General features: G+C 73.5%; 22 protein-coding genes. 14 read left to right on the top strand and 8 right to left on the bottom strand.

What is annotated here, in order from left to right; all coding sequences use genetic code 11:
- The first annotated feature begins 31 nt into the window (after positions 1-31).
- From ACIQR3_RS21160 to ACIQR3_RS21140, 5 genes are read left to right on the top strand one after another with little or no spacing between them, the layout of a single operon-like run.
- Positions 32-1,648: a sensor histidine kinase gene (locus ACIQR3_RS21160; RefSeq protein ID WP_403541022.1), complete on the top strand. Its 1,617-nt coding sequence runs from the start codon at positions 32-34 to the stop codon at positions 1,646-1,648.
- 26 nt (positions 1,649-1,674) lie between these two features.
- The gene (locus tag ACIQR3_RS21155) at positions 1,675-2,052 is read left to right on the top strand and encodes a roadblock/LC7 domain-containing protein (protein WP_251075789.1); all 378 of its coding nucleotides are present in this window, start codon (positions 1,675-1,677) and stop codon (positions 2,050-2,052) included.
- The gene (locus ACIQR3_RS21150; protein WP_403541020.1) at positions 2,049-2,468 is read left to right on the top strand and encodes a DUF742 domain-containing protein; all 420 of its coding nucleotides are present in this window, start codon (positions 2,049-2,051) and stop codon (positions 2,466-2,468) included. The genes ACIQR3_RS21155 and ACIQR3_RS21150 overlap by 4 nt, the downstream gene beginning before the upstream one ends.
- Positions 2,449-3,069 carry a GTP-binding protein gene (locus ACIQR3_RS21145; protein ID WP_403541019.1) on the top strand — a complete coding sequence of 207 codons (621 nt, stop codon included), beginning with the start codon at positions 2,449-2,451 and terminating at the stop codon, positions 3,067-3,069. Before ACIQR3_RS21150 ends, ACIQR3_RS21145 begins: the two co-directional genes overlap by 20 nt.
- A gap of 58 nt (positions 3,070-3,127) precedes the next feature.
- Positions 3,128-4,642, top strand: a complete 1,515-nt coding sequence (locus tag ACIQR3_RS21140) for a cytochrome P450 (protein ID WP_403541017.1) — start codon at positions 3,128-3,130, stop codon at positions 4,640-4,642.
- On the opposite strand, the gene ACIQR3_RS21135 is transcribed toward ACIQR3_RS21140, so the two are convergent.
- On the bottom strand, positions 4,636-5,652 hold the full coding sequence (locus ACIQR3_RS21135; protein WP_403541014.1) for an RluA family pseudouridine synthase: 1,017 nt from the start codon (positions 5,650-5,652) through the stop codon (positions 4,636-4,638). The genes ACIQR3_RS21140 and ACIQR3_RS21135 overlap by 7 nt on opposite strands.
- A 116-nt stretch (positions 5,653-5,768) precedes the next feature.
- On the opposite strand from ACIQR3_RS21135, the gene ACIQR3_RS21130 reads away from it, so the two are divergent.
- Positions 5,769-6,350: a GNAT family N-acetyltransferase gene (locus ACIQR3_RS21130; protein ID WP_403541013.1), complete on the top strand. Its 582-nt coding sequence runs from the start codon at positions 5,769-5,771 to the stop codon at positions 6,348-6,350.
- 349 nt (positions 6,351-6,699) lie between these two features.
- Here the strand turns inward: ACIQR3_RS21130 and ACIQR3_RS21125 are convergent, their stop codons facing one another.
- Positions 6,700-7,551 carry a siderophore-interacting protein gene (locus ACIQR3_RS21125; protein WP_403541010.1) on the bottom strand — a complete coding sequence of 284 codons (852 nt, stop codon included), beginning with the start codon at positions 7,549-7,551 and terminating at the stop codon, positions 6,700-6,702.
- Between the two features lie 168 nt (positions 7,552-7,719).
- On the bottom strand, positions 7,720-8,649 hold the full coding sequence (locus tag ACIQR3_RS21120; protein WP_403541068.1) for a 5'-3' exonuclease H3TH domain-containing protein: 930 nt from the start codon (positions 8,647-8,649) through the stop codon (positions 7,720-7,722).
- A gap of 218 nt (positions 8,650-8,867) precedes the next feature.
- Here ACIQR3_RS21120 and ACIQR3_RS21115 point away from each other — a divergent pair, with 218 nt between their 5' ends.
- From ACIQR3_RS21115 to ACIQR3_RS21105, 3 genes are all read left to right on the top strand, one after another.
- Positions 8,868-9,956 (top strand): glycine betaine/L-proline ABC transporter ATP-binding protein, encoded by a 1,089-nt coding sequence (locus tag ACIQR3_RS21115; protein ID WP_403541008.1) that lies wholly within the window; start codon positions 8,868-8,870, stop codon positions 9,954-9,956.
- Entirely contained in the window at positions 9,949-12,564 is a 2,616-nt protein-coding gene (locus ACIQR3_RS21110; protein ID WP_403541007.1) for an ABC transporter permease/substrate binding protein, read from the top strand. Before ACIQR3_RS21115 ends, ACIQR3_RS21110 begins: the two co-directional genes overlap by 8 nt.
- A 408-nt stretch (positions 12,565-12,972) precedes the next feature.
- Positions 12,973-13,542 (top strand): helix-turn-helix domain-containing protein, encoded by a 570-nt coding sequence (locus ACIQR3_RS21105; protein ID WP_215170784.1) that lies wholly within the window; start codon positions 12,973-12,975, stop codon positions 13,540-13,542.
- Positions 13,543-13,576: 34 nt separating this feature from the next.
- Here the strand turns inward: ACIQR3_RS21105 and ACIQR3_RS21100 are convergent, their stop codons facing one another.
- Positions 13,577-14,539, bottom strand: coding sequence for a C4-dicarboxylate ABC transporter (locus ACIQR3_RS21100; protein ID WP_403541065.1), 963 nt, complete (start codon positions 14,537-14,539; stop codon positions 13,577-13,579).
- A complete protein-coding gene (locus ACIQR3_RS21095; protein WP_403541004.1) occupies positions 14,540-14,692 on the bottom strand; it encodes a hypothetical protein in 153 nt (50 codons plus the stop codon).
- 70 nt (positions 14,693-14,762) lie between these two features.
- On the opposite strand from ACIQR3_RS21095, the gene ACIQR3_RS21090 reads away from it, so the two are divergent.
- Positions 14,763-15,707, top strand: coding sequence for a LysR family transcriptional regulator (locus tag ACIQR3_RS21090; protein ID WP_403541002.1), 945 nt, complete (start codon positions 14,763-14,765; stop codon positions 15,705-15,707).
- Positions 15,708-16,314: 607 nt separating this feature from the next.
- On the opposite strand, the gene ACIQR3_RS21085 is transcribed toward ACIQR3_RS21090, so the two are convergent.
- Together ACIQR3_RS21085 and ACIQR3_RS21080 are read right to left on the bottom strand one after the other, a co-directional pair.
- Complete coding sequence (locus ACIQR3_RS21085) at positions 16,315-17,064, bottom strand: gamma-glutamyl-gamma-aminobutyrate hydrolase family protein (protein WP_403541000.1); 750 nt, start codon at positions 17,062-17,064, stop codon at positions 16,315-16,317.
- A gap of 53 nt (positions 17,065-17,117) precedes the next feature.
- Positions 17,118-17,867 (bottom strand): FadR/GntR family transcriptional regulator, encoded by a 750-nt coding sequence (locus tag ACIQR3_RS21080; protein WP_403540999.1) that lies wholly within the window; start codon positions 17,865-17,867, stop codon positions 17,118-17,120.
- A gap of 83 nt (positions 17,868-17,950) precedes the next feature.
- On the opposite strand from ACIQR3_RS21080, the gene ACIQR3_RS21075 reads away from it, so the two are divergent.
- The 3 genes from ACIQR3_RS21075 to ACIQR3_RS21065 are packed head-to-tail and all read left to right on the top strand — an operon-like array spanning position 17,951 to position 21,501.
- The gene (locus ACIQR3_RS21075) at positions 17,951-19,312 is read left to right on the top strand and encodes a glutamine synthetase family protein (RefSeq protein ID WP_403540997.1); all 1,362 of its coding nucleotides are present in this window, start codon (positions 17,951-17,953) and stop codon (positions 19,310-19,312) included.
- 7 nt (positions 19,313-19,319) lie between these two features.
- A complete protein-coding gene (locus ACIQR3_RS21070; RefSeq protein WP_403540996.1) occupies positions 19,320-20,711 on the top strand; it encodes an aldehyde dehydrogenase family protein in 1,392 nt (463 codons plus the stop codon).
- Positions 20,712-20,718: 7 nt separating this feature from the next.
- Positions 20,719-21,501 (top strand): 3-oxoacyl-ACP reductase, encoded by a 783-nt coding sequence (locus tag ACIQR3_RS21065; RefSeq protein ID WP_403540994.1) that lies wholly within the window; start codon positions 20,719-20,721, stop codon positions 21,499-21,501.
- 1 nt (position 21,502) lies between these two features.
- Here ACIQR3_RS21065 and ACIQR3_RS21060 read toward each other — a convergent pair whose 3' ends face one another.
- Entirely contained in the window at positions 21,503-22,705 is a 1,203-nt protein-coding gene (locus ACIQR3_RS21060; protein ID WP_403540991.1) for an amino acid deaminase/aldolase, read from the bottom strand.
- 704 nt (positions 22,706-23,409) lie between these two features.
- On the opposite strand from ACIQR3_RS21060, the gene ACIQR3_RS21055 reads away from it, so the two are divergent.
- Complete coding sequence (locus ACIQR3_RS21055) at positions 23,410-24,837, top strand: hypothetical protein (RefSeq protein WP_403540989.1); 1,428 nt, start codon at positions 23,410-23,412, stop codon at positions 24,835-24,837.
- The last annotated feature ends 10 nt before the right edge of the window (positions 24,838-24,847 follow it).

The following is a 24,847-nucleotide window of genomic DNA, read 5'->3' as shown; positions in this document are numbered from 1 at the left end:
TCCCCGCCGATTCGCTTTTCAGAGGGCCTACATGGTGAGTGTTGAATCCCCTCCCGGTCACCGCGAACTTCCCTACGCGCGCGTCCTGTTGCTGCCCGCCATACTGATGGCCGCGGCGACCGGGGCCGCCGTCGCCATGGTGACGGAGCCGGCCCGGACCGCGGTCGCCCTGTGTGGTGGCCTGGCCACCTTCCTGGTGATCATGACGGGCGCCGAAGCGGTCCGCCGAGGCCGCACCTTGCGCGTCCTGCGCGCCGAGCACGCCCGTCACACCGCGTATCTGGAACGGCGGATCGCCGGCCACGACGAGGAGATGGCCCGCCTCGTCGACGAGGTCCTCCCGGCCGCGCTCCACTACATGCGGCGCGGGAACACCCCGCGCGAGGTCATGCTCCACCTCGGCGACCTCGACCCGTCCTACGCCGACCTGCACGAGCCGCAGCGGAAGCTGATCCGCACGGTGGTCGAGATCATCGACCACGAGGAGGCCCTGCGGGACTCCGCCGCGCGCTCCTTCGTCGACGTCGCCCGGCGCGTCCAGGCCATCGTCCACCAGCAGAACAAGGAACTACGGGAGATGGAGGAGGACCACGGCCGCAACCCCGAGGTCTTCGACGACCTCCTGCGCATCGACCACGGCACCGCGCTGATCGGGCGCCTCGCCGACTCCATCTCCGTCCTCGGCGGCGGCCGGCCCGGACGCCAGTGGCCCCAGCCGGTCGCGCTCTACAGCGTGCTGCGCGGCGCCATGTCCCGGATCCTGGAGTACCGCCGCATCCACCTGGCCTCCATCGCCAAGGTCAACATCAAGGGCACCGCGGTCGAGCCGGTCATCCACGCCGCCGCGGAACTGCTCGACAACGCCACCCGCTACTCGCCGCCGAACACCAAGGTCAACGTCACCGCGACCGAGGTGCAGACCGGCGTCTGCATCGAGATCGAGGACGCCGGCGTCAACCTCAGCGAGGAGTCCCGGCTGCGCATCGAGGGCATGCTGGAGGCCGCCAAGCGCGGCACCGACCTCCAGGACCTCGGGGGCAACCCGCGCCTCGGCCTGTCGGTCGTCGGCCGCCTGTGCACGACGTACGACATGCAGGTCTCGCTGCGTGCTTCCGCCTACGGCGGCGTCCGCGCCATCCTGGTCGTGCCGAGCAACATGATGACCACCGAGCCCGGTGTCGGACTCGCCCACGGCATTGGCGCGACCTCGATCCCGCTGCCCGGCCCGGACGCGCTCCCCGGCCCCAACCGCAAGCCCAAGAAGCGCCGCCCCACCAGCCCGCGCATCCCGGCCACGGTCTCCCTGGAGGACGATGTCCCGGAGGTCACCGAGTGGACGGCGGGCGGTCTGCCGCAGCGCCGCAGCCGGGTGAAAATGCCGCTCAGCCAGCGCCTCGCCGAGCAGGCCGCCTTCGAGCGGGCCGAGGCCGAGCGCGAGGCCCGCGAGGCCGCCGAGCGCGCCCGCAACGCCCGCTGGACCACCCCCGAGCCGGAGCCGGAGCAGAAGCCGGACGAGGAGCCACTGCCGGGGCAGTGGGTCGAGGCCTTCTGGGAGGGCCTCAAGAGCGCCCCGGACCCCGACGCGTTCACCCAGCCGCCCCATGAGCCGGCCCACGCCCCGGCCGACGACGAGGGAGACCTCAAGTGATCGAGCAGCAAGGCAAGTTCGACTGGATGCTCAGGGATCTCTACGACGGTGTCCCGGGCATCGAGATGATCGTGGTGCTCTCCGCCGACGGACTGCGCATCGCCCGCTACTCCGGTGACCCGGACGCCGCCGACCGGGTGGCCGCCGCCTGCGCGGGACTGCAGAGCCTGGCCGGCGCGGTGGCCCACGAGATCCCGGACAGCGACGGCCGGATGAAGCTGGTGGTCATCGAGATCAACGGCGGCTACTTCTACCTCATGGCCGCCGGACCCAACGCCTACCTGGCGGTGCTCTCCGACGTCACCTGCGAGCCCGGCCGGATGAGCAACCGCATGCAGGACCTGGTCGCCCGCATTGGCCCCCATCTGACCAGTCCCGCACGGCGCAACGGGCAGACCGTATGACTCCTCCCCAGCGCCAGAGGCGATTTCCCGCGCAAGAGCCGTCCGCCCGGCCTCCCGCGGAGGGCGGCGCACCCGCCACGGGGAACGTCACGGGCAACCCCGAGCGGCTGTTCGTCATCGGCGGTGACGGGGGCGGCGAGCGCGCGGACATAGACCTGGTGACCCTGATCGTGGCGCGCACCGAACCGCCGGCGTCGGCGACGCCCGAACAGGCCGCCCTGCTCCGGTTGTGCGTCGCGCCCCTGTCCGTGGCGGAACTCTCGGCCTACCTGAGCCTGCCGTTCAGCGTGGTGACCGTACTGCTCACCGAGATGCTGGCAGCGGAACTGGTACAGGCCCGCGCCCCGATCGTCCGGCAGAAGGTCGCCGACCGGTCCCTCCTCGAAGCGGTGATGCATGGACTTCAAAAACTCTGACACCATTCCCGGCCCCCGGACGGAGGACCGGCTGCCGCACACGGCCGAGGCCGCCGTGAAGATCGTCATCGTGGGAGGCTTCGGCGTCGGCAAGACCACCATGGTCGGATCGGTCAGCGAGATCAGACCGCTGACCACCGAAGAGACCATGACCCAGGCCGGCATCGGGGTCGACGACAACTACGGGTCCCCGTCCAAGACGGCGACCACCGTCGCGATGGACTTCGGCCGGATCAGCATCACCGACCAGTTGGTGCTCTACCTCTTCGGCACCCCCGGCCAGGAGCGGTTCTGGTTCCTGTGGAACGGACTGTTCGAGGGCGCGCTGGGCGCGGTCGTGCTGGTGGACACCCGACGGCTGGAGGTCAGCTTCGACGTCATGGGGCGGCTGGAGGAGCGCGGTGTGCCGTTCGTGGTCGCCGTCAACTCCTTCCCGGACGCGCCCCGTTACCCGCTGGCCGAGCTGCGCACGGCCCTCGACCTGTCCGAGGAGATCCCGATCATGGAGTGCGACGTGCGCCGCAGAGCCTCCAGCCGGGACGTCCTGATGACCCTGATGCGCTTCCTGCATTCCCTCGCCATGACGGGGACGCTCACCTGACCGCCGTCCGCCGTCCACCCCAGACATCCGACTGACCATCAGCTCCGGAGCGACCACTGTGACGTTCGAAACCCACTCCCTGACCGGAACGGGCGGCCCCACGCCCGGACCACCCCCCGGCTGCCCCGCGCACGGGCTGGGACCCGGCGGGCTGCACCGGCTTCACGAGGCCGAGGACCTGGACGAGCTGTACGAACAACTGCGGGAGCAGCACGGGCCGGTGGCGCCCGCGCTGATCCACGACGACGTGCCCGTGTGGGTGGTCCTCGGGCACTCCGAGAACCTGCACATGGTGAGCACGCCGGCCCAGTTCTGCCGGGACAGCCGGATCTGGACCCCGCTGAAGGAGGGCATGGTCAAGCCCGACCACCCCCTCATGCCGCACATCGCCTGGCAGCCCATCGCCTCGCATGTCGAAGGCGACGAGCACAAGCGGCTGCGCGGTGCCGTCTCCGCGGCCATGTCCACGATCGACTACCGCAGCCTGCGCCGCCACATCAGGCGCCACACCCAGCGGCTGGTCAACCGCTTCTGCGAGGAGGGCCGGGCCGACCTGGTCGGCCAGTTCGCCGAACACCTGCCGATGGCGGTGATGTGCGAGCTGCTCGGTATGGCGGACGAGTACGACGACCGGCTGGTGGAGGCCGCCCGGGACGCCCTCAAGGGCACCGACACGGCGATCGCCAGTCACGAACACGTCGTGGAGGTACTGCGCCGCCTCACCGAGCGCCGCCGCGCCGAGCCCGGCGAGGACTTCGCCACCCACCTGATCAACCACCCGGCGAACCTCACCGACGACGAGGTCAGGGAACACCTGCGGCTGATCCTCTTCGCCGCCTACGAGAACACGGCCAACCTGATCTCCAACGTGCTGCGCGTGGTCCTCACCGACCCGGGATTCCGTGCCCAGCTCAGCGGCGGCCAGATGACGGTGCCCGAGGCGGTCGAGCAGTCCCTGTGGGACGAGCCGCCGTTCAGCACGATCTTCGCCTACTTCGCCAAGCAGGAGACGGAGCTGGGTGGCCAGCGGATCCGGGCCGGCGACGGCCTGCTGCTCGGTATCGCGCCGGGCAACGTGGACCCGCGCGTCCGGCCCGACCTGTCCGCCAACATGCAGGGCAACCGCTCCCACCTCGCCTTCGGCGGCGGCCCGCACGAGTGTCCCGGCCAGGACATCGGCCGTGCCATCGCCGACTCCGGCGTCGACGCCCTGCTGATGCGGCTGCCGGACGTCCAGCTCGACTGCGACGAGGACGAACTGCGCTGGCGGTCCTCGATCGCGTCACGGCATCTGATGGAGCTGCCGGTGCGGTTCGAGCCCAAGCCGCCGCAGGACGTGACGCAGGCACCCAGTCACGCCCCGGTCCCGCCGCAGCGGGCCCCCTGGCACGTGGGCGCGCCGCTGCCCCGGCAGGTGGGCGAGTCGGGGGCCTCGCCCGTGGTGACCCGGCCGGCTCCGTCGGCCGCCGGCCGGACCGCGCCGGACGCCTCGGACACGTCGGCATCGTCGGTGGAGCCGGCGCGTCCCCACGGCGCGTGGCAGCGCTTCGTGCGCTGGTGGCGTGGTTACTGACCGGCGGCCCAGTCCTGGTAGGAGGTCCAGGCGGTGAGGGCGCGGGAGCTGCGGAAGTGGTGCTCCCGTCCGGTGAGCGGGTCGGTGAAGGCCAGCTCGCGGGCGAGCAGTTGCAGTGGGCGCCGGAAGTCGTCCGCCGGGACGGGAGCGGTCACCTCGGGGTAGAGCGGGTCGCCGAGGATCGGGACGCCGAGCGCGGTCATGTGGACCCGTAGCTGGTGGGTCTGGCCGGTGGTGGGGGTGAGGCGGTAGCGGGCCAGGGCTGTGGCTGCCGCCGTACCGGTCCCCGTTCCGGTCTCCGTTTCCGTCCCCGTTTCGGTCCCCGTTTCCGGGTGCCGGGCGATCAGTTCGATGTGGCTGACCGCGTTCGGCTCGCCCTCGGTCTCCCGGGCGGTCAGCACCCCGCGTTCCTTCACGATCCGGCTCCGTACGGTCCGGGGGAGGGCGAGTGCGGGGGCGTACGGGGCCACGGCCTCGTACGTCTTGCGGACCCGCCGGTCGCGGAACAGGGTCTGGTAGGCGCCGCGTTCCTCGGGGCGCACGGTGAACAGCACCAGTCCGGCGGTGAGGCGGTCCAGGCGGTGGGCGGCGGTGAGCGTCGGGACGTCCAGTTCCCGGCGCAGGCGGGCCAGGGCGGTCTCGGCGACGTGACTGCCGCGAGGGGTGGTGGCCAGGAAGTGCGGCTTGTCGGCGACCACGATGTGCTCGTCGCGGTAGTGGACGAGGAGGGGGAAGGGGACCGGTACCTCAGGGGAGAGCCGGCGGTGGAACCACACGTACATGCCCGGCCGGTACGGGGCGTCGGCCGTCACCGGCCGTCCGTCGGCGCCGACGACCAGGCCCGCGTCGAACATCTCGGCGACGAGGCCGGGGGCCGCGCCGGAGAGGCGTTCGACGAGGTGGTCGCGGACCGTGGCCCATGATCCCTCGGCGGGCAGCCGCAGCCGCACCGGGTCGATCCCGTCGCGCTGGGGGAGCGGGGAGGGCGGGGGAGGGGTGCGGCGTCTCATCGTCAGCAAGGGTAGGAGGCGGCGGGAGCGAAGGGTGGACAGAGGCAAGCGAGGGGTGGACAGAGGCAGCGGAGAAGCGCTGTTCCGTGGCGGGTACGCCTGGGAGGATGCGGATCATGCCCTATCTGACGCCACCGGTTCTGCCTGCCGGCACCCTGGCCCGTACCGTCCAGCCCACGATCGTCAGCGGCGACGGTCTCCTGTTGCGTCCCTGGCGGGAGGGGGACGCGCCGGCGGTCTTCGAGGCGTTCCAGGACCCGTTGATGCACCAGTGGCACATCCGGGCCGCCGACTCCGTGGACGAGGTGCGGGGCTGGATAGCCGAGTGGCAGGCGGCCTGGGCCGGGGAGCGGAACGCGCAGTGGGCGGTCGCCGACGCGGCCAGTGGCCGGCTGCTCGGCCGGGTGGCCCTGCGCGATGTGCTGCTCGGCGACGGTGTGGCCGAAGTGGCGTACTGGACCGTGGCGGCGGCCCGTGGACGGGGAGTCGCCGCGCGGGCCACGGAAGCGCTCGCCCGCTGGGCCTTCGACGAGGTCGGTCTGCACCGCCTCCAGCTGACCCACGCCGTCGCCAACACGGCGTCCTGCCGGGTCGCGGAACGGGCCGGGTTCGTGCTGGAGGGGGTCAAGCGCAGCGCGCTGCGGCACGCGGACGGCTGGCACGACATGCATCTGCACGCCCGGCTGAGCGGTGACTGAGCGGCCGGTGCGCGGCCTGTGCGTGGCTTCCGGGCGGTGACCGAGCCGACCGGGTGTGCGGGGTGCGGGTGGGTGCGGACTACTGCCGACGGGCCCAGGCGAACGCCGAGGGGCGTCGACGAGCGGGCCGACAAGCGCCGACGGAGCCGGACCAGGCGCCGACGGGCGCCGACAAGCGCCGACGGGCCCAGGCACAGGCCGACGGGCCCAGCGCCGACATGCGTCGGCCGACGGACACCGACCGGCGTCCACGGCACTACGGACGTCGTCAGGACTACGGACGCAGGCGGCAGCACGGACGGCAGCAAGCGTCGGCAAGCGCCCCGAGCCGCCGTGGTCGCCGTGGACGTCACGCCGCCGATGCCGGGGAGCCGCCCTCCTGCTCCGCCTCGACCTGCGCGTTCCACTCCCGCTTGGAGGACTGCCAGCCGTCCTCGTTGTGGCCGAGCCGCCAGTAGCCGGAGATGGACAGGTCCTCGCGGGGGAGCTGCTGCTCGACCCGCAGCAGTTTGCGCAGTTCCTTCACGCAGCCCGCCTCGCCGTGCACGAACGCGTGCACCCGGCCAGCGGGGAACTCCAGCGCGCGGACGGCTTCGACGAGCGCCTCGCCGACGGGCCGGTCCCCGCGGTGCAGCCAGACCACCTCCACGTCGGAGTCGATCTTCTGCTCCTCCTCCGGACCGGCGACCTCCACGAAGGCGAAGGCACGCGCACCGTCCGGCAGGGCCTCCAGCGAGCGGGCGATCGCGGGCAGCGCGCTCTCGTCACCGGCCAGCAGGTGCCAGTCGGCGGCGGGGTCGGGGGCGTAGGCGCCGCCGGGGCCCATGAAGAGGATGGTCTCGCCGGGCTGGACGTCGCGCGCCCAGGGCCCGGCCAGCCCCTCGTCGCCGTGGATGACGAAGTCCACGGTCAGCTCCCGCAGGGTGGCGTCCCAGTGCCGCACCGTGTAGGTACGGGTGACCGGCCACTGCTCGCGGGGGAACTCCGCGCGGATCCGCTCCATGTCGAACGGCTCGGGGTAGGTCGCGCCGCCGGACGGGAAGAGCAGTTTGACGTAGTGATCGGTGCAGGTGTCCGCGGAGAACTCGGCGAGCCCCTCGCCGCCGAGCACCACCCGCTGCATGTGCGGGGTCAGCCGCTCCGTGCGGACGACCTGTGCCGAGTGCGGCTTCCGCGGCTTGCGCGCCGGACGGTCTGCCATGACGGCCTCCCAAAGCATAGTTAGGTTTGCCTAAGTTAGCATCCCTCCCCTGTTCGACACCTCATGGAGAGAGGTCCATGAGTCCCCGGGTGTCCCTGCTGCTCCGTCCGGAACCCGCGGTGGCCCGGGTGCTCGGCGCGACTGGGCGCGGTCAGGCGCCGAGCGTGGTCAGGAGCCGAGCGTGGTCAGGAGCCGCTGCAGTGATCCGCCCAGGCCCCAGCGGGCCGCCAGTTCGTCCAGGACCCGCGGGTCGCGGGGGCCGTGCGGCAGCGCGGTGGGGACGTCGGGCAGCGGGACGTCGTCCGCGACCCGGACCACCTTCGGGGCCACCGCGAGATACGGCCGGGCCTCGTCGAGCCGCCTGCGCTGGGCGGGGGTGAGCTTGGCGCCGGGGTCGTCGACCGCGGCGAGGATGCCGGCCAGGTCGCCGAACTGGGCGAGCAGCTTGGCCGCGGTCTTCTCGCCCACGCCGGGCACCCCGGGCAGGCCGTCGCTCGGGTCGCCGCGCAGCAGGGCCAGATCGGCGTAACCGCGGCCGTCGACGCCGTACTTCTCGCGCAGCAGCGCCTCGTCGGTGAGCTGGAGGGTGCCGACGCCCTTGAGCGGGTACAGCACGCGCACGCCGCGGGCGTCGTCGACGAGCTGGTAGAGGTCCCGGTCGCCGGTGACGATGTCGACCGGGCCGTCGGCCCGGGCGGTGTAGGTGCCGATCACGTCGTCCGCCTCGTACTCCGGGACGCCGACGCGGGCGATGCCGAGGGCGTCGAGCACGGCCTCGATCACCGGGACCTGCGGGGAGAGCGTGTCGGGCACCTCCTCCACGTCCGGTCCCGCCGGGCGCTCGGCGGCGACGCGGTGGGCCTTGTAGGAGGGAATCAGCTCCACCCGCCACGCCGGGCGCCAGTCGGCGTCCATGCAGGCCACCAGATGATCCGGCCGGTGGTCCTTCACCAGCCGGTCGATGAAGTCGAGCAGTCCGCGCACGGCGTTCACCGGCGAACCGTCGGGGGCCTTGACGGAGTCCGGGACGCCGAAGTAGGCCCGGAAGTAGAGGGAGGCGGTGTCGAGGAGCATGAGTCGTCCGGTCACGCACCGCATCATGCCGCAGGGCCGGGCGGGAGCACGCGGAGGCCGCCCCGGAGGGACCGAGGGTGTACGCACCGTGACGGACCCGCGCCCTGGAAGTGAAGCAGATCACACTTGTGTTTGGCCGATAAGGATCAGGGCAGGTGCGCAGCCGAACCCAAGCTGGTTGAAAAAAGCAACTGTTAGCCAGTCTTCGGATTCCGTCCCTGTCCCCGAGGCAAGAGGTAAGCGTGTCAGCCAGGCTTGAGGCCGAGCACCTTTACAAGGTGTTCGGCAGAAAACCCGACCAGGCAGTCGAACGACTGCGCCAGGGAGCGGAACGGGAGGAACTGCGCGCCGACGGCACCACGGCAGCCGTCATCGACGCGTCCTTCACCGTCGAACCGGGCGAGATCTTCGTCGTCATGGGCCTGTCCGGGTCCGGCAAGTCCACGCTGCTGCGCATGCTCAACGGTCTGCTGGAGCCGACCGGCGGACACGTCCGCTTCGGCGGCGACGACCTGACGGAGCTGGGCGACAAGAGGCTGCGCGAGGTCCGCTCCAAGAAGATCAGCATGGTCTTCCAGCACTTCGCGCTCTTCCCGCACCGCAGTGTCCGCGACAACGCCGCCTACGGTCTGGAAGTGCAGGGCGTGCCCCGCGCCGAGCGCGAACGCCGCGCCGACGAGGCGCTCGCCCTGTGCGGCCTGGCCGGCTGGGAGAAGTCCTGGCCCGACGAGCTGTCCGGCGGTATGCAGCAGCGCGTGGGCCTGGCCCGCGCGCTCGCCACCGACGCCGACCTGCTGCTGATGGACGAGTCCTTCAGCGCCCTGGACCCGCTGATCCGGCGCGACATGCAGGACCAGCTCCTCGAACTCCAGAAGACGCTGAAGAAGACCATCGTCTTCATCACCCACGACCTCAACGAGGCCATGCGCCTGGGCGACCGCATCGCCGTGATGCGCGACGGCCGCATCGTGCAGATCGGCACCGCGCAGGACATCCTCATCCGCCCCGCCAACGACTACGTCGCCTCCTTCACCCAGGACGTCGACCGTTCCCGGGTGCTCACCGCCGGCGCGGTCATGGAGACGGAGACGCGCGGCGACGAGGCCGACTGCGGCTGCGAGACCGCCACGCCCGACACGCCGTTCACCGACCTGTGCGCGATCAGCGCGCGGGTGCCGCACCCGGTGGCCGTGCTGAACGGCGACGGAGTGCTCGTCGGCGTCGTGCCGCGGCAGCGCCTCATCGGCTTCCTCGGGGACGAGGAGGCCGACCCCGGGGTCTGCGACTCCCCGCGGGACAAGGGCGGCGAGAAGGTGATGGCCAGTGCCTAGGATCCCGCTCGGTACCTGGGTCAACGACGCGGTCGACTGGCTGCTCGACCACGTGGCCTGGCTCTTCGACTTCTTCAAGACCGTCTTCACCGGCACCTACGACGGCATCGACGCTGTTCTCCAGGCGCCCGAGCCGCTGCTGCTCGCCGGAATCTTCGCGGTGATCGCGTTCTGGCTGCGCGGCACGCTCGCCGGTGTCCTCACGTTCGTCGGGTTCGCGTTCATCGACTCCCTCGAACTGTGGGAGAACGCGATGATCACCCTGTCGCTGGTGCTCGTCGCCACCATCATCGCGCTGGTCGTCGCCGTGCCCGTGGGCATCTGGGCGGCCCGCTCGGACCGGGTCAGCGCGGTCGTGCGGCCGGTCCTCGACTTCATGCAGACGCTGCCCGCGATGATCTACCTCATCCCGGCGATCCTGTTCTTCGGCACCGGCGCCTCCGCGGGCATCGTCGCCACCCTGATCTTCGCGCTCGCCCCCGGCGTGCGCATGACCGAGCTGGGCATCCGGCAGGTCGACAAGGAACTGGTCGAGGCGGCCGAGGCGTTCGGCACCACCCCCCGCAACACCCTGCTGCGCGTCCAGCTCCCCCTCGCCCTGCCGACGGTGATGGCGGGCGTCAACCAGGTCATCATGCTGGGGCTGTCGATGGCCGCGATCGCCGGCATGGTCGGCACCGGCGGCCTCGGCGGCGACGTCAACGAGGCCATCGGCCAGCTCAACGTCGGCCTCGGCTCCGAGGCCGGGGTCGCCATCGTGATCCTGGCGATCTACCTCGACCGCATGACCAGCGCCCTGGGCACCCAGGTCTCCCCGCTGGGCCGGCGCGCCGCCGCCCGGGCCCGCGCGCTGCACGGCCTGAAGATCTGGTCCTACCGGCCCCGCCCGCAGGTCGCCGTCGTCGGCGTCGTGATCCTGGCCCTGGTGGCCGGCGGCATGGGCATGTTCGGCGGCTCCGGCGACTCCGAGGCCGTGGCGGACGGCAAGAACGTCGGCCAGGGCAAGAAGGTCACCCTCGGCTACGTCCCCTGGGACGAGGGCGTCGCCTCCACCTTCCTGTGGAAGGAGATCCTGGAGGAGCGCGGCTACCAGGTGGAGGCCCAGCAGTTCGACGCCGGGCCGCTCTACACCTCCCTCGCGCAGGGCGACATCGACATCGTCACCAACGCCTGGCTGCCGACCACCCACGCGCAGTACTGGAAGAAGTACGGCAGCAAGCTCGACGACCTCGGCGCCTGGTACGACAAGACGTCGCTGGAGCTGACCGTCCCGGCGTACATGGAGGACATCGACACCCTCGCCGACCTCAAGGGCAAGGGCGACCTCTTCGGCGGAGAGATCACCGGCATCGAGTCCAGCGCCGGTGAGACGGCCATGCTGAAGAGCACGGTCCTCAAGGCGTACGGCCTGGACAAGGAGTACAAGGTCGTCGACAGCTCCACCCCGGCGATGCTGGCCGAGCTGAAGCGGGCCATCAGCAAGAAGGAGCCGATCGTGGTTCCGCTGTGGTCGCCGCACTGGGCGTACAACGACTACGACCTCAAGAAGCTGAAGGACCCGAAGGGCGCCTGGGGCCAGGGCGACGGCGTGCACACGCTCTCCCGCAAGGGCTTCGCCGGCGACGACCCGACGGTCGCCGGGTGGCTGAAGGACTTCAAGCTGACGGAGGACCAGCTCACCAGCCTCGAAGCCGAGATCAACAAGTCCGGCAAGGGCAAGCAGCAGGACGCCGTGAAGACCTGGCTGAAGGACAACCCCGGCCTGGTCGACGAGCTGGCCCCGGTCGCGTCCGGCGCCGGCTCCACCCCGGCGGAGGCCGAGCGCGCGCTGGACGTGGCCTGGTTCCCGTGGGAGGAGGACGTGGCCATCACGTACCTCTGGAAGAACGTCCTGGAGAAGCGCGGGTACCAGATCAACACCAAGCAGATGGACGTCGGCCCGGTCTACACCGGTCTGGCCTCCGGTGACCTGGACCTCAACTTCGACGCGTGGCTGCCGCACGCCCAGGCCAACTTCTGGGAGAAGAGCAAGGACGACCTCACCGACCTGGGCACCTGGTACGAACCGACCTCGCTGGAGGTCGCGGTGCCCAGTTACGTGAAGGACGTCGAGTCCATGGCGGACCTCAAGGGCAAGGCCGACCTCTTCGACGGGAAGATCATCGGCATCGAGCCGGGCACCGGTGAGATGAACCTGCTCAAGAACGACGTCCTGCCCGGCTACGGACTGGACGACGAGTACGAGGTCGTCGACGGCTCCACCCCGGCGATGCTGGCCGAGCTGAAGCGGGCCATCGCGAAGGAGGAGCCCGTCGCGGTCGTCCTGTGGTCGCCGCACTGGGCGTACAGCGACTACGAGCTGACCAAGCTCAAGGACCCGAAGAAGCTCTGGGGCGAGAACAACACGATCCACACGATCGCCAGCAAGGAGTTCCCCGAGCAGTACCCGCAGCTCACGGAGTGGATCAAGAACTTCAGGATGAGCGAGGACGAGCTCGGCAGCCTGGAGAGCGAGATCAAGGACCGGGGCCAGGGCCACGAGGAGGAAGCGGTGGCCGCCTGGATCAAGGAGAACCCCGAGGTCGCGGAGCGGATGACCGCCGCGTAACCGCCACCGCGACCGCCACCGGAAGGGGCGGGCCGCCCACGCGCCGACCGGCGCGGGCGGCCCGCCCCTTCCGGCCGTCCCGGACCCCGGGGCGGTGACACGGTAAGGATTCGGACAACCACGGAGAGCTGCACGACCGCCCGAGCCGCACCCCCGGCCGGGTCCGGGGCGGGGGATACGGGGCGGAACCCCGCCGGCAGGACGGGGAGAGCGGCGCGTACCGGGGACCCGGTTCCTGGCGCGAACCGATGGGTCCCTGCCACCCGGACGTGACATCGATGTGACGGCCGCATGAAACGGTTTGCCGAACATGCGTAGGGTGCAGAGAACTCATCAAAGGGACCGCGCCCGGGAAACGGCACCGGGGCGGCACGATGGACGCGACGGGTGAAGGAGGGAGCCGGAGCGATGGGCGACCACAAAGAGCAGCCCCTTCGGGTGGGCGCGGCCGTCCGGCGGCGGCGCCGCGCGCTGGACCTCACTCTCGCCGTCGTGGCCGAGCGCAGCGGCCTGTCGGTGCCCTTCCTCAGCCAGATCGAGAACGACCGGGCCCGGCCCAGCACCGCCTCCCTGGAGAAGGTCGCCGACGCGCTGCGCACCACCGCCGTGGAACTGCTCGCCGCCGCCGACCCGGCGTGCAGCGTGGACGTGGTCCGGGCCGAGGACGGGGAGCCGGAGTCCGGGCCCCGGGTGCGCTCGCTGGTGCGCGGACACCACCAGATGCACGCCTCGGAGTTCACCGGCGACCACGACGCCGGCCGGGAACTGCAGTACCGCAACGACCAGTTGATGTACGTCGCCGAGGGCGCCGTCGAGATCGAGGCGGAGGGCCGCGCCTACCGGCTGGGCCGCGGCGACACGCTGTACCTCACCGGAGGGGTCCGGCACCGCTGGCGGGCCACGGTCCCCGACACCCGGCTGCTGGTCGTGGCGGTCGCGGAGCACATCGAGGCGGTACGGGGCCGGTCGCGCCGGTGAGCGGCCCGGCGCCCGTGGCGGTGCCGCGGTGGTGTCACCGGGGCGCCGCGAGCAGCCTGCCGCCGGCCGCCCCGCGCGCCGTCCCCACGGCCGCCACGGCCCAGGCGGCGACCAGGACCCCGTACAGGAGCAGGGCGAGACCCTCGTAGACGGCGAGACCGGTGTGCCGGGCAAGCGCCGTGGCGCCGGTGACGCAGGTGCCGACCGGGAAGGTGAACGACCACCACGTCATCGAGAACCGCAGGCCGTGCCGCCGGGCCCGGACCACGTGCGCCACGGCCAGGGCCAGCCACAGCAGGGCGAAGCCCATGACCGGGACGCCGTAGAGGACGGCCAGTGCGGTGAAGCCCTCGGCACAGGAGGCGGGGACGACGCCGGGGGCGACGTCCGCGAAGTTGCCGACGGCGGTGGTGGACTGGCCCAGCGGGCCCAGGACCAGGAACAGGGTCGGGGTCAGGGCGGGCGGCAGCGGGTCGCCGGTGAGCAGCCGGGCGAAAACCAGCGGCAGCGTCAGCAGGGTCGCGAGCAAGCTCGCCCCGAACAGCGCCAGACAGCCCAGGAGCAGGGTCTCGCGCGGCTGCCCGGCCGGCAGGTGCGCCACCAGCGCCGGCCCCAGCGCGGCCGACACCATCGGCGCGACCAGCGGCAGCAGCCACGCGGGGGCGGCCTGCCCCGGCGCGATCTCGTGGCGTACGGCCATCAGGTACGGGACGACGACGGCCGCCGCCAGCCCGACGGCCGTACCGGCGGTGAACAGCACGGCGTCCAGCGCCACCGCCGCCGGTACGCCGATCCAGTCCCGGCCGACGGTCAGCGCGCCGCCGCCCACCGACAGCAGCGCCATCGCCAGGCAGCCGTAGAACGGGGCCGCCGCCGGGTCGAGGAGGTGGGCGCGGGCCTGGTCGGAGTGGTGGCGCCAGTGCAGGGCCCGAGCGGCGAGCAGGGCCACCAGCAGGAACAGGGAGACCGCCCAGACGGCGGCGCAGGCGGCGCGCAGTCACGGCGGCTGCCGGGGGAGCCCGGCCCCGGCGGAGGCGACGACGGCGGTGCCCATGACGCAGGCGTACCAGTTGGGGCCGAGGTGGCGCAGGGCCGGGAGCCGGGGAGCGGGCGCGACGGGCCGGGGATGCGGGCGGACTGCGGTGACCATGTCCCCACGGTCGTGCCGCGGGACCGCGCTGACCAGGGAGCATGTTCCTATGAGGGCATAAGCTGGAGTTATGAGCGGTACGGAGAATCAGGGTTCCGGCGACGTGTCCGGGCCGACGCGCGCGGCGCTGCTGGCACACCGGGTGCCGGACCTGGGCGCCCTGGAACTGCTGCTGGCGGTGGCCCGGCTGGGCAGCCTCGGCGGGGCGGCGCGGGAGCTGGGCATCAGCCAGCCGGCGGCCAGCAGCCGCGTCCGGTCGATGGAGCGCCAGCTGGGCGTCGCCCTGGTGGACCGGTCGCCGCGCGGCTCCCGGCTCACCGACGCCGGCGCGCTGGTCACCGACTGGGCGCGGCGGATCGTGGAGGCGGCGGAGGCGTTCGACGCGGGGGCGCAGGCGCTGCGGGACCGGCGGGACTCGCGGCTGCGGGTGGCGGCGAGCATGACCATCGCGGAGTACCTGCTGCCCGGCTGGCTGGTCGCGCTGCGCGCGCAGCGCCCGGACACGGCGGTGTCGCTGCTCGCCGGGAACTCCTCGGTGGTGGCGCGGCGGCTGCTGGCCGGCGAGGTCGACCTGGGGTTCGTGGAGGGGGTGAGTGTCCCGGCCGGGCTGGACTCGGCGGTCATCGCCCACGACCGGCTGATCGTGGTCACCGCACCGGGGCACCCCTGGGCACGCCGCCGCCGTCCGCTGGCCGCCCGCGAGCTGGCCGTGACGCCGCTGATCCTGCGGGAGAAGGGGTCGGGTACCCGGCAGGTGCTGGACGCCGCGCTGGGCGGACTGGCCCCTCCGCTGATCGAGCTGTCGTCGACCACCGCGGTGAAGGCTGCCGCGGTCGGCGGCGCCGGTCCGGCGGTCCTCAGCGAACTGGCCCTGGGCGAGGAACTGGCGATGCGGCGCCTGGTCCGGGTCCCGGTCGAGGACGTCTCCCTCGCCCGCGACCTGCGGGCGGTGTGGCCGACGGGGCACCGGCCGACGGGGCCGGCCAGGCAGTTGCTGTCGTTGACGCGGGGGTGAGGGTGGGGGCGTGGCCGCGGCCACGTGCGCGGAGGCAGGGGCGGCGTTCCTGTACGCCGACGACGGTCCGGCCGACGGGCGTCTGGCGGTCGGGTGTTCAGCTGTCGGGTACTGGCCTCGGGTACTGGCCGTCGGGTACTGGCCTTGGGTACTGGCCGTCGGGAACTGGGCTGACTGGCATCGACGCCCGACGCCCGACGCCCGACGCCCGACGCCCGACGACGGACGCCCGACGACGGACGACCGACGACGGACGACCGACGACGGACGACGGACGCCCGACGACGGACGCCCGACGACGGACGCCCGACGACCGACGACGGACGACGGACGACCGACGACCGACGACGGACGACCGGCGACCGACGAGCGCATCGGCGTGATCGGCCCGTGCGCCGGGTCTGGGCGTCGGCCGGGGGCCCGTGAAGGCACCGGGCCGTGCGGCTGGGGGCGCCGAGCGCGGGTGGGTCGTGGCCTGCCGGCCGCGTGCTGTCGCCGGGTGGTGTCTGGGGCGTCACCGCCCGCTGGCGGTCCGCAGCTGCCGGATGGTCTCTGGCGCGTCACGGCCTGCCGGCCGCGCGCCGCGCCGGGCGCCCCCCCCGGCACCTCACCCCCCACCCACCGCCCCCGCCTGCCGGACGGCCTCCCGCCCGCCATCCCCCGCCCCCCGCTGCCCGGCGGCCTCCACCAGGGCCCGCATCACCCGTACGTCCTCGCCCATCTCCGGATGCCACTGCACCCCCAGCACCCACCCGTCGGCGGCGGGCAGCTCCACCGCCTCCACCGTGCCGTCGGCGGCGTGCGCCGACGGGATCAGGCCCGCGCCGAGCCGGTCCACCGCCTGGTGGTGGTACGTCGGCACGGACATCGTCTCCGGCACGATGCCGGCGTACCGCGTGCCGGGCACCGGTTCCACCGGGTGGCCGCCGAACACGCCCACCACCTCGGCGTGCCCGTCGAGGTGCTGGACGAGCGTGCCGCCGAGGGCCACGTTCAGCAGCTGCATGCCGCGGCAGATGCCCAGCAGCGGCAGGCGGGCGGCGAGGGCCGCCTCGATCAGGGCCAGCTCCCAGGCGTCCCGGGCCCGGGCGGGCGGGCCGGTGCGCGGCTGGCGCTCGGCGCCGTAGCGGACCGGCTCCACGTCCGGGCCGCCCGCGATCACCAGGCCGTCCAGCCGGGCCACGGCCGCCGCGGCATGCTCCGGCGCGTCCGGCGGCAGCATCGCCGCCAGGCCGCCCGCCCGCCGCACCAGCCGCGGATACCCGGCCGGCAGCAAGGCCGCCGCCATCTCCCACACTCCCCAGCGCACCTGCTGCTCCAGGTACGTGCTGACACCGATCAGCGGCCTGTCCGGCATCCGCCCTCCCGTCAATGGATCCGTATCGAACCTTTGCGCGACGCTCGCGGCGCTCACGCCAGGAACCCCCGCAGCAGCGCCGCCGTCCCCGCGCAGTGCTCCCGCATCACCGCCCGCGCCCCGTCCGCGTCCCCGTCCAGCACCGCCGTCACCAGCGCGGTGTGCTGCTGCTGCGAGTGCTCCAGGTTGCGCACCAGCAGCGGGATGCAGTCCAGCAGCCCGTTCACGCTCGCCCGCACCGCCGCGTACTGCCCGGCCAGCGACGGCGACCCGGACAGCTCGGCCAGGGTGAGGTGGAGCAGCGTGTCCACCCGGCGGTACTCGGCCAGCGGCGCGTCGTGCGTGCGGGCCAGCGCCGCCCGCAGCCGCTCCGCCCGCTCCCCGGCCAGCCCGTGCGCCGCGCACAGCCCGGCCGCGCCCACCTCCAGCACCTCCCGGAAGCGCAGCACGTCCTCGATGTCGACCTCGGCGACCCGGCGCCGCAGCTCGTCCTCGCCGCCGGTGTCCGGACGGGGCAGCACGAACGTCCCGCCGTACCGCCCCCGCCGCGCCTCCACCAGCCCCTGGTCGTGAAGGACCCGCAGCACCTCGCGCAGCGTCACCCGGCTGATCCCGAGCCGCTCCGCCAGCTCCCGCTCGGGCGGCAGCCGCCCGCCCGCCGGCACCAGCCCCAGCCGCACCACCTGGAGGATCTGCTCCAGCGCCTCCTCGAAGCCGTTGCCCGCGCGCACCGGCCGGAGCACCGCGGCCAGCCGGTCCGCCACCGCGCCCCCGGCGCCGGACCCGCTCCCCTCCTCCGGCATACGGCCGTGCCCCCTTCCCAACCAATGGTCCTGCGCAATACCTTATGGCTCCCGGCCCGACAAGGAAGTCCGAGGAGCCCTCCGTGGCAGACCGCACACCCCCGCTCGGTGTCGAGGAACTGCACGCCCTCGTCGCCGGCGGCGAGATCGACACTGTCGTCCTGGCCTTCCCGGACATGCAGGGACGGCTCCAGGGCAAGCGGTTCGCCGCCCGCTTCTTCCTCGACGAGGTACTGCGCCACGGCACCGAGGGCTGCACCTACCTCCTCGCCGTCGACGCCGAGATGAACACCGTCGACGGCTACGCCATGTCCTCCTGGGACCGCGGCTACGGCGACTTCGCCCTGCGCCCGGACCTGACCACCCTGCGCCGCATCCCCTGGCACCCCGGCACCGCGTTCGTCCACGCCGACCTCGCCTGGGAGGACGGCTCCCCGGTGGTGGCCGCCCCGCGCCAGATCCTGCGCCGCCAGCTCGCCCGCCTCGCCGAGCACGGCCTGACCGCCCAGGTCGGCACCGAGCTGGAGTTCATCGTCTTCAAGGACACCTACGAGGCGGCCTGGGACGCCAACTACCGCGGCCTCACCCCGGCCAACCAGTACAACGTCGACTACTCCGTCCTCGGCACCGGCCGCGTCGAGCCCCTGCTGCGCCGCATCCGCAACGAGATGGCCGGCGCCGGCCTCACCGTCGAGTCCGCCAAGGGCGAGTGCAACCCCGGCCAGCACGAGATCGCCTTCCGCTACGACGAGGCCCTGGTCACCTGCGACCAGCACGCCCTCTACAAGACCGGCGCCAAGGAGATCGCCGCCCAGGAGGGCGTCTCCCTCACCTTCATGGCCAAGTACGACGAGCGCGAGGGCAACTCCTGCCACATCCACCTCTCGCTCACCGGCGAGGACGGCACCAGCGCCATGCCGGGACCCGACGGCGGCATGTCCCCGCTCATGCGGCACTTCCTCGCCGGACAGCTGGCCGCCCTGCGCGACTTCTCCCTCCTCTACGCCCCCCACATCAACTCCTACAAGCGGTTCCAGCCCGGCTCCTTCGCCCCGACCGCCGTCGCCTGGGGCCACGACAACCGCACCTGCGCGCTGCGCGTGGTCGGCCACGGCCGCTCCCTGCGCTTCGAGAACCGCCTCCCCGGCGGCGACGTCAACCCCTACCTCGCCGTCGCCGGCATGGTCGCGGCCGGGCTGCACGGCGTGGAACGGGAACTGGAACTGCCCGACCCCTGCCCCGGCAACGCCTACACCGCGGGCTTCGCCCAGGTCCCGACCACCCTGCGCGAGGCCGCCGCCCTCTGGGAGGACAGCCCCCTCGCCCGCGCCGCCTTCGGCGACGAGGTCGTCGACCACTACCGCACCATGGCGCGCGTCGAACTGGACGCCTTCGACGCCGCGGTCACCGACTGGGAGCTGCGCCGCTCCTTCGAACGCATGTGAGGCCCCGTTGTCCGAGCTGTCCGAGCTGCCCGAGCTGTCCGGCGAACTGCGCGTACTCAACCCGGCGACCGAGGAGACCGTCGCCACCGTCCCCGCCGCCTCCGCCGCCGACGTCGACGCCGCCGTCGCCCGCGCCGTACGGGCCCAGGAACGCTGGGCCGCCCTCGCGCCCGGCGACCGCGCCCGGCTGCTGCGCCGGTTCGCCGTCACGGTCGACGAGCACCTGGAGGAACTGGCCCGCCTGGAGGTCCGCGAGGCCGGGCACACCCTCGGCAACGCCCGCTGGGAGGCGGGCAACGTCCGGGACCTGCTCGACTACGCGGCCGGGGGAGTGGAGCGGCTGACGGGGCGGCAGATCCCGGTGGCGGGCGGCCTCGACGTCACGATCCTCGAACCGCTCGGCGTGGTCGGCGTCATCGCCCCCTGGAACTTCCCGATGCCGATCGCCGCCTGGGGCACCGCCCCCGCCCTCGCCGCCGGCAACGCGGTCCTCCTCAAACCCGCCGAGACGACCCCGCTGACCGCCCTGCGCCTGGCCGGACTCGCCCTGGACGCCGGTCTCCCCGAGCACCTCTTCCAGGTCCTGCCCGGCCGCGGCCCGATCGCCGGACACGCCCTCGTCGAGCACCCGGACGTGGCGAAGATCGTCTTCACCGGGTCGACGGCCGTGGGCAAGGCGGTACTGGCCCGCAGCGCGGCCCGCCTCAAGCGCGTCACCCTCGAACTCGGCGGCAAGAGCCCCAACATCGTCTTCGCCGACGCCGACATCGAAGCGGCCGCCGCCGCGGCCCCGATGTCCTTCCTCGACAACGCCGGCCAGGACTGCTGCGCCCGCACCCGCATCCTCGTCCAGCGCCGGGTGTACGACCGCTTCCTGGACCTCCTCGCCCCCGCCGTCGAGTCGGTCGTCGTCGGCGACCCGGCCGACGAGCGCACCGCCATGGGCCCGCTGATCTCCGCGGCCCAGCTGGAGCGCGTCCGCTCCTACGTCCCCGAGGACGCCGACGGCATCCGCGGCAAGGCCCCCGACGGCCCCGGCTACTGGTACCCGCCCACCGTCCTCACCGGCGTCGACCCGCACGCCCGGGTGGCCGTCGAGGAGGTCTTCGGCCCCGTCGCCGTCGTCCTGCCCTTCGAGGACGAGGCCGAGGCCGTGGCGCTCGCCAACGACATCGACCACGGCCTGTCCGGCTCCGTCTGGACCCGTGACGTCGGCCGCGCCCTGCGCGTGTCGTCCGCCGTCCGCGCCGGGAACCTGTCCGTCAACTCGCACTCCAGCGTCCGCTACTGGACCCCGTTCGGCGGCTTCAAACAGTCCGGCATCGGCCGCGAGCTGGGCCCGGACGCGCTGACCGCCTTCACCGAGACCAAGAACGTCTTCCTCAGCACGGAGGCCTGAACCGACCATGACCGAGGACATCATCTGCCGCCGCCTGGCCGGCCGTACCGCCGTCGTCACCGGAGCCGGCAGCGGCATCGGCCTGGCCTCCGCCCGCCGGCTCGCCTCCGAAGGCGCCCACGTCGTCTGCGCCGACGTCGACGAGACCCGCGGCAAGGCGGCGGCCGAGGAGACCGGCGGCCTCTTCGTCCAAGCCGACGTCACCGACCCCGAGCAGGTCGAGGCGCTGTTCAAGGCGGCGTACGACACCTACGGCAGCGTCGACGTCGCCTTCAACAACGCCGGGATCTCACCGCCCGACGACGACTCCATCCTGGAGACCGGCCTGGAGGCGTGGAAGCGCGTCCAGGAGGTCAACCTCACCTCCGTCTACCTGTGCTGCAAGGCCGCCATCCCCCACATGCGACGCCAGGGCAAGGGCTCCATCATCAACACCGCGTCCTTCGTGGCCCGGATGGGCGCGGCCACCTCGCAGATCTCGTACACCGCCTCCAAGGGCGGGGTGCTGGCCATGTCCCGCGAGCTGGGCGTGCAGTTCGCGCGGGAGGGCATCCGGGTCAACGCGCTCTGCCCCGGCCCCGTCAACACCCCGCTGCTCCAGGAGCTGTTCGCCAAGGACCCCGAGCGGGCCGCGCGCCGTCTGGTGCACATCCCCGTCGGCCGGTTCGCCGAGGCCGAGGAGATCGCCGCCGCCGTGGCCTTCCTGGCCAGCGACGACTCCTCCTTCGTCAACGCCACCGACTTCCTGGTGGACGGCGGGATCTCGGGCGCGTACGTCACACCCCTCTAGGTCACAGGAAGGCGTGCCCCTCGCCCCGGTACGTCGGCACGGTCGCCGTGACCACGTCCCCCTCGACGAGGTGCAGCGCGTCGAACCGCTCGCACAGCTCCCCGGCCTTGGCGTGCCGGAACCACACCTTGTCGCCGATCAGCAGATCGTCGGCCGGGGAGCCGAGCAGCGGCGTCTGCACCTCACCGGCGCCCTCCTGGCCGTCGTAGCGCAGCCCCTCGGGCAGGTACGGCACCGGCAGCCGGTCGGCACCGGCCGCGCCGGAGGCCGGATAGCCGCCGCCGAGCACCGTCACCACGCCCACCCCGGGGCGCCGTACGACGGGCAGAGCGAACAGTGCCGCCGGACGGCCCTGGAACGAGGTGTAGTTGTCGAACAGGCGCGGTACGTACAGCCCCGACCCGGCGGCTATCTCGGTGACCGCGTCCTCCGCCGCCGTGTGCTGCACGCTGCCCGTGCCGCCGCCGTTGACGAACTCCAGGTCCGGCACGACGGCCCGCACCGCGCGCACCGCCTCGGCCCGCCGCTCGGCGAGTTCCCGGCGGGCGGCGGCCTGCATCAGCCGCACCGCCCGCGACCGCAGCGGACGCCCGGCGACCGCGTCCCCGACCCCGGCGACATGACCCTCGTACGCCATGATCCCCACGACCCGGAACCCGGGCCGCCGGGCCACCGCCCGCGCCAGATCGGCGAGCTGGGCGGGGGAGTGCAGCGGGGAGCGCCGGGCCCCGACCCGTACCTGCCCGCCGAACAGCCGCAGCGACGTGTCCAACTCCAGGCAGACCCGCACGACTTCCCGGCCGCCGTCGCGCGCCGCGTCGACGAGGTCCAGCTGCGCGGGGTCGTCGATCGTCACGGTCACCGTGGCGGCGAGCTTCGGATCGGCGGTCAACTCGGCATATCCGGCGCGGTCCGCCGACGGATAGGCGAGCAGCACGTCCTCGAAACCGGAGCGCGCCAGCCACAGCGACTCGGCCAGGGTGAAGGACATCACGCCCGCGAAACCGTCCCGGGCCAGGACGCGTTCGAGCAGCGCGCGGCAGCGTACGGACTTGCTGGCGACCCGGACCGGCTTCCCGCCGGCCCGGCGCAGCAGGTCGTCCGCGTTGGCGTCGAACGCCTCCAGGTCGACGATCGCCACCGGGGCGTCGAGCTGGGCGGTGGCCCGGTCGTAGCGGGCCCGGTCGGCGGGGCGAGCGGTCATGGAGGCAGCCTGCCAGACCGGATTACCGCAGGGTAGGGGGACGTTCCGGGCCAATGCCGCGGGCGCGTGTACTGGTTCCCCGCGGTAGGGGGTCACGCCGTAGAGTGACGCGCACGCACGTCGGAGGCGTTCGGGCACGGTCCGGCGCCGACGCCGGGATGGTGTCCCGGCCGTGCGGGTAAGTGCCCGGGGCGGACCTGACCGCGCCGGGCCGGGCAGCAGGACACGGCCCGCCGACGAGGACGGCACGGGCACGAGGAAACGGGGGGTGCATGAGCACGGAAGCGCGACGTGCCTCCGTCCCCCCGCCCCCACCCCACCCACCTGCCCCGCCACACCCTCCCGTCCCGACGGGACAGCCGGGCGCGCGTACGACGGGAGACCCGGACCTGCGTACGACGGGTCGGCCGGACCCCCGTACGGCGGGCCGACCGGACCCCCGTACGACCGACCGACCCGGTCCCCTCCCGCCCACCGCGTCCCCGACCAGCACCAGCACCAGCACCAGTACCGGAACCGTGCCGCCCCATCCCCCCACCCCACCGCACCCCGGTTCACCGGCACACCAGGCCGGCCCCGCGCCCGCGCCGCGGTCCCGGCCGGGACAGCCGAGCACCCCCGCGGACGCCGGGTCCCCGGGCGGTCCCGGCCGCGCCGGAGGCGTACCGCCGCGCCCGCACGCGTCGGCGGCGGACGAACGCGGCGTGCCGCGGGACGGCCGCGCGGCGGGCTCCGCGGACCGGCGTGCCGACGGCGAGGCCGCCGGGACGCCCCGCCCTGCCGCCGGACCGGACGCCCAGCCCTCCGCCGCCCGCCCCGGCCCCGCCGCGCCGCCCCCGCCGCCGCCCTCCGCCCGCTTCCCGGACACGCCGCCGACGGTGGGCCGCGACCCGCGCGGCACCGACGCCACGGCACGGCCCCGGGACGCCCGCCCCGCCCAGCCGCCGGCCGAGGGCTCCCACGCACAGCGGCCTCGGCCGTCCTCGGCCGGGACACCTCCGCGTACGGCCCAGCCCCTCCCCGCCGAGGTCCCCCCGCCCCCCGCCGGCCCGCCCCCGCGCCCGGCCGCCCCGGCCGAGGTCCCCGCGGAAACGACCCGGCGCCTGCGCCCCGTCCCGCCGGACCCGGCCCCGGCCGCCGGCCCGGACTCCACGCGACGCGCCCCCGGCCCGGCCGCCCCCGCCGAAGGAGCCGCCGAGACGACCCGCCGCCTGCGCCCCGTCCCCCCGGCCCCCGGCCGTTTCGCCCCCGCCCCCGCGCCCACCCCCGCCCCGGCCTGGAGCGCCACCGCCCCCGGCGGAACCCCGCGGCCCTTCGTGACGCTCGGCGAACCCGAGGGGTACGACGACGAGCGCGCCCGGCCCCGTCCGCTCGGGCGCCGGCCGCGTTCCCAGATCGTCGCCGCGGCCGTCTGTCTCGTCCTCGGCGCGGGCCTGCTCACCGGTGCCGTCACCGGCAGCTGGCTCGCGGACGACTCCGGGGACGGCGGCCGCCAGAACGCCTACGACGCCGCCGGCGACCTGTGGCACAACGCGCCGGTCGACGACCTCTTCCCGCCCACCGTGCGGGGCCAGGGCGCCGGTCCCGGCGGCGCCGACCGCACCTGGACCCGCGTCGCCGTCGCCCCCGACAGCGGCTGCGCGCACGCCTTCGACCCCCTCCTGCGCAAGGCGCTCGCCCCGGTCGGCTGCGCCCGCCTGCTGCGCGCCACCTACACCGACGCCACCCGCAGCCACGTCACCACCGTCGGGCTCCTCTTCACCAAGGGCGACGCCGCCGCGATGACCTCGCTGGCGGCCCGGTTCGAGGAAGAGGGCCTGGACCGCCGTACCGACCTGATGCCCCTGCCGTACGCCGCGAAGAACACCGTCGCCGCCGGCTTCGGCGCGGCCCAGCGGGCCTCCTGGACGGTCTCCGTCCTCACCGACGCCCCGGTCGTCGTCTACGCCGTCTCCGGCTGGGCCGACGGCCGCGAGGCCGACGACCCGCAGCCCGCCGAGGCGGCCATGGAGACCGGCGCCACCAGCGCCCCGGCGCAGGCGGGCCTCGGCCACGAGGCGCGGGGCCTCGCCGACCGCGTCGAACGCCGCCTGCGCAAGAACGTCGGACCGGCCACGGAGCAGCCCTCGTGACGCACGCCGT

It is taken from the genome of Streptomyces sp. NPDC090994 (assembly GCF_044768905.1).
GTDB lineage: Bacteria > Actinomycetota > Actinomycetes > Streptomycetales > Streptomycetaceae > Streptomyces.
This window is presented reverse-complemented; position numbering and strand designations above follow the sequence as displayed.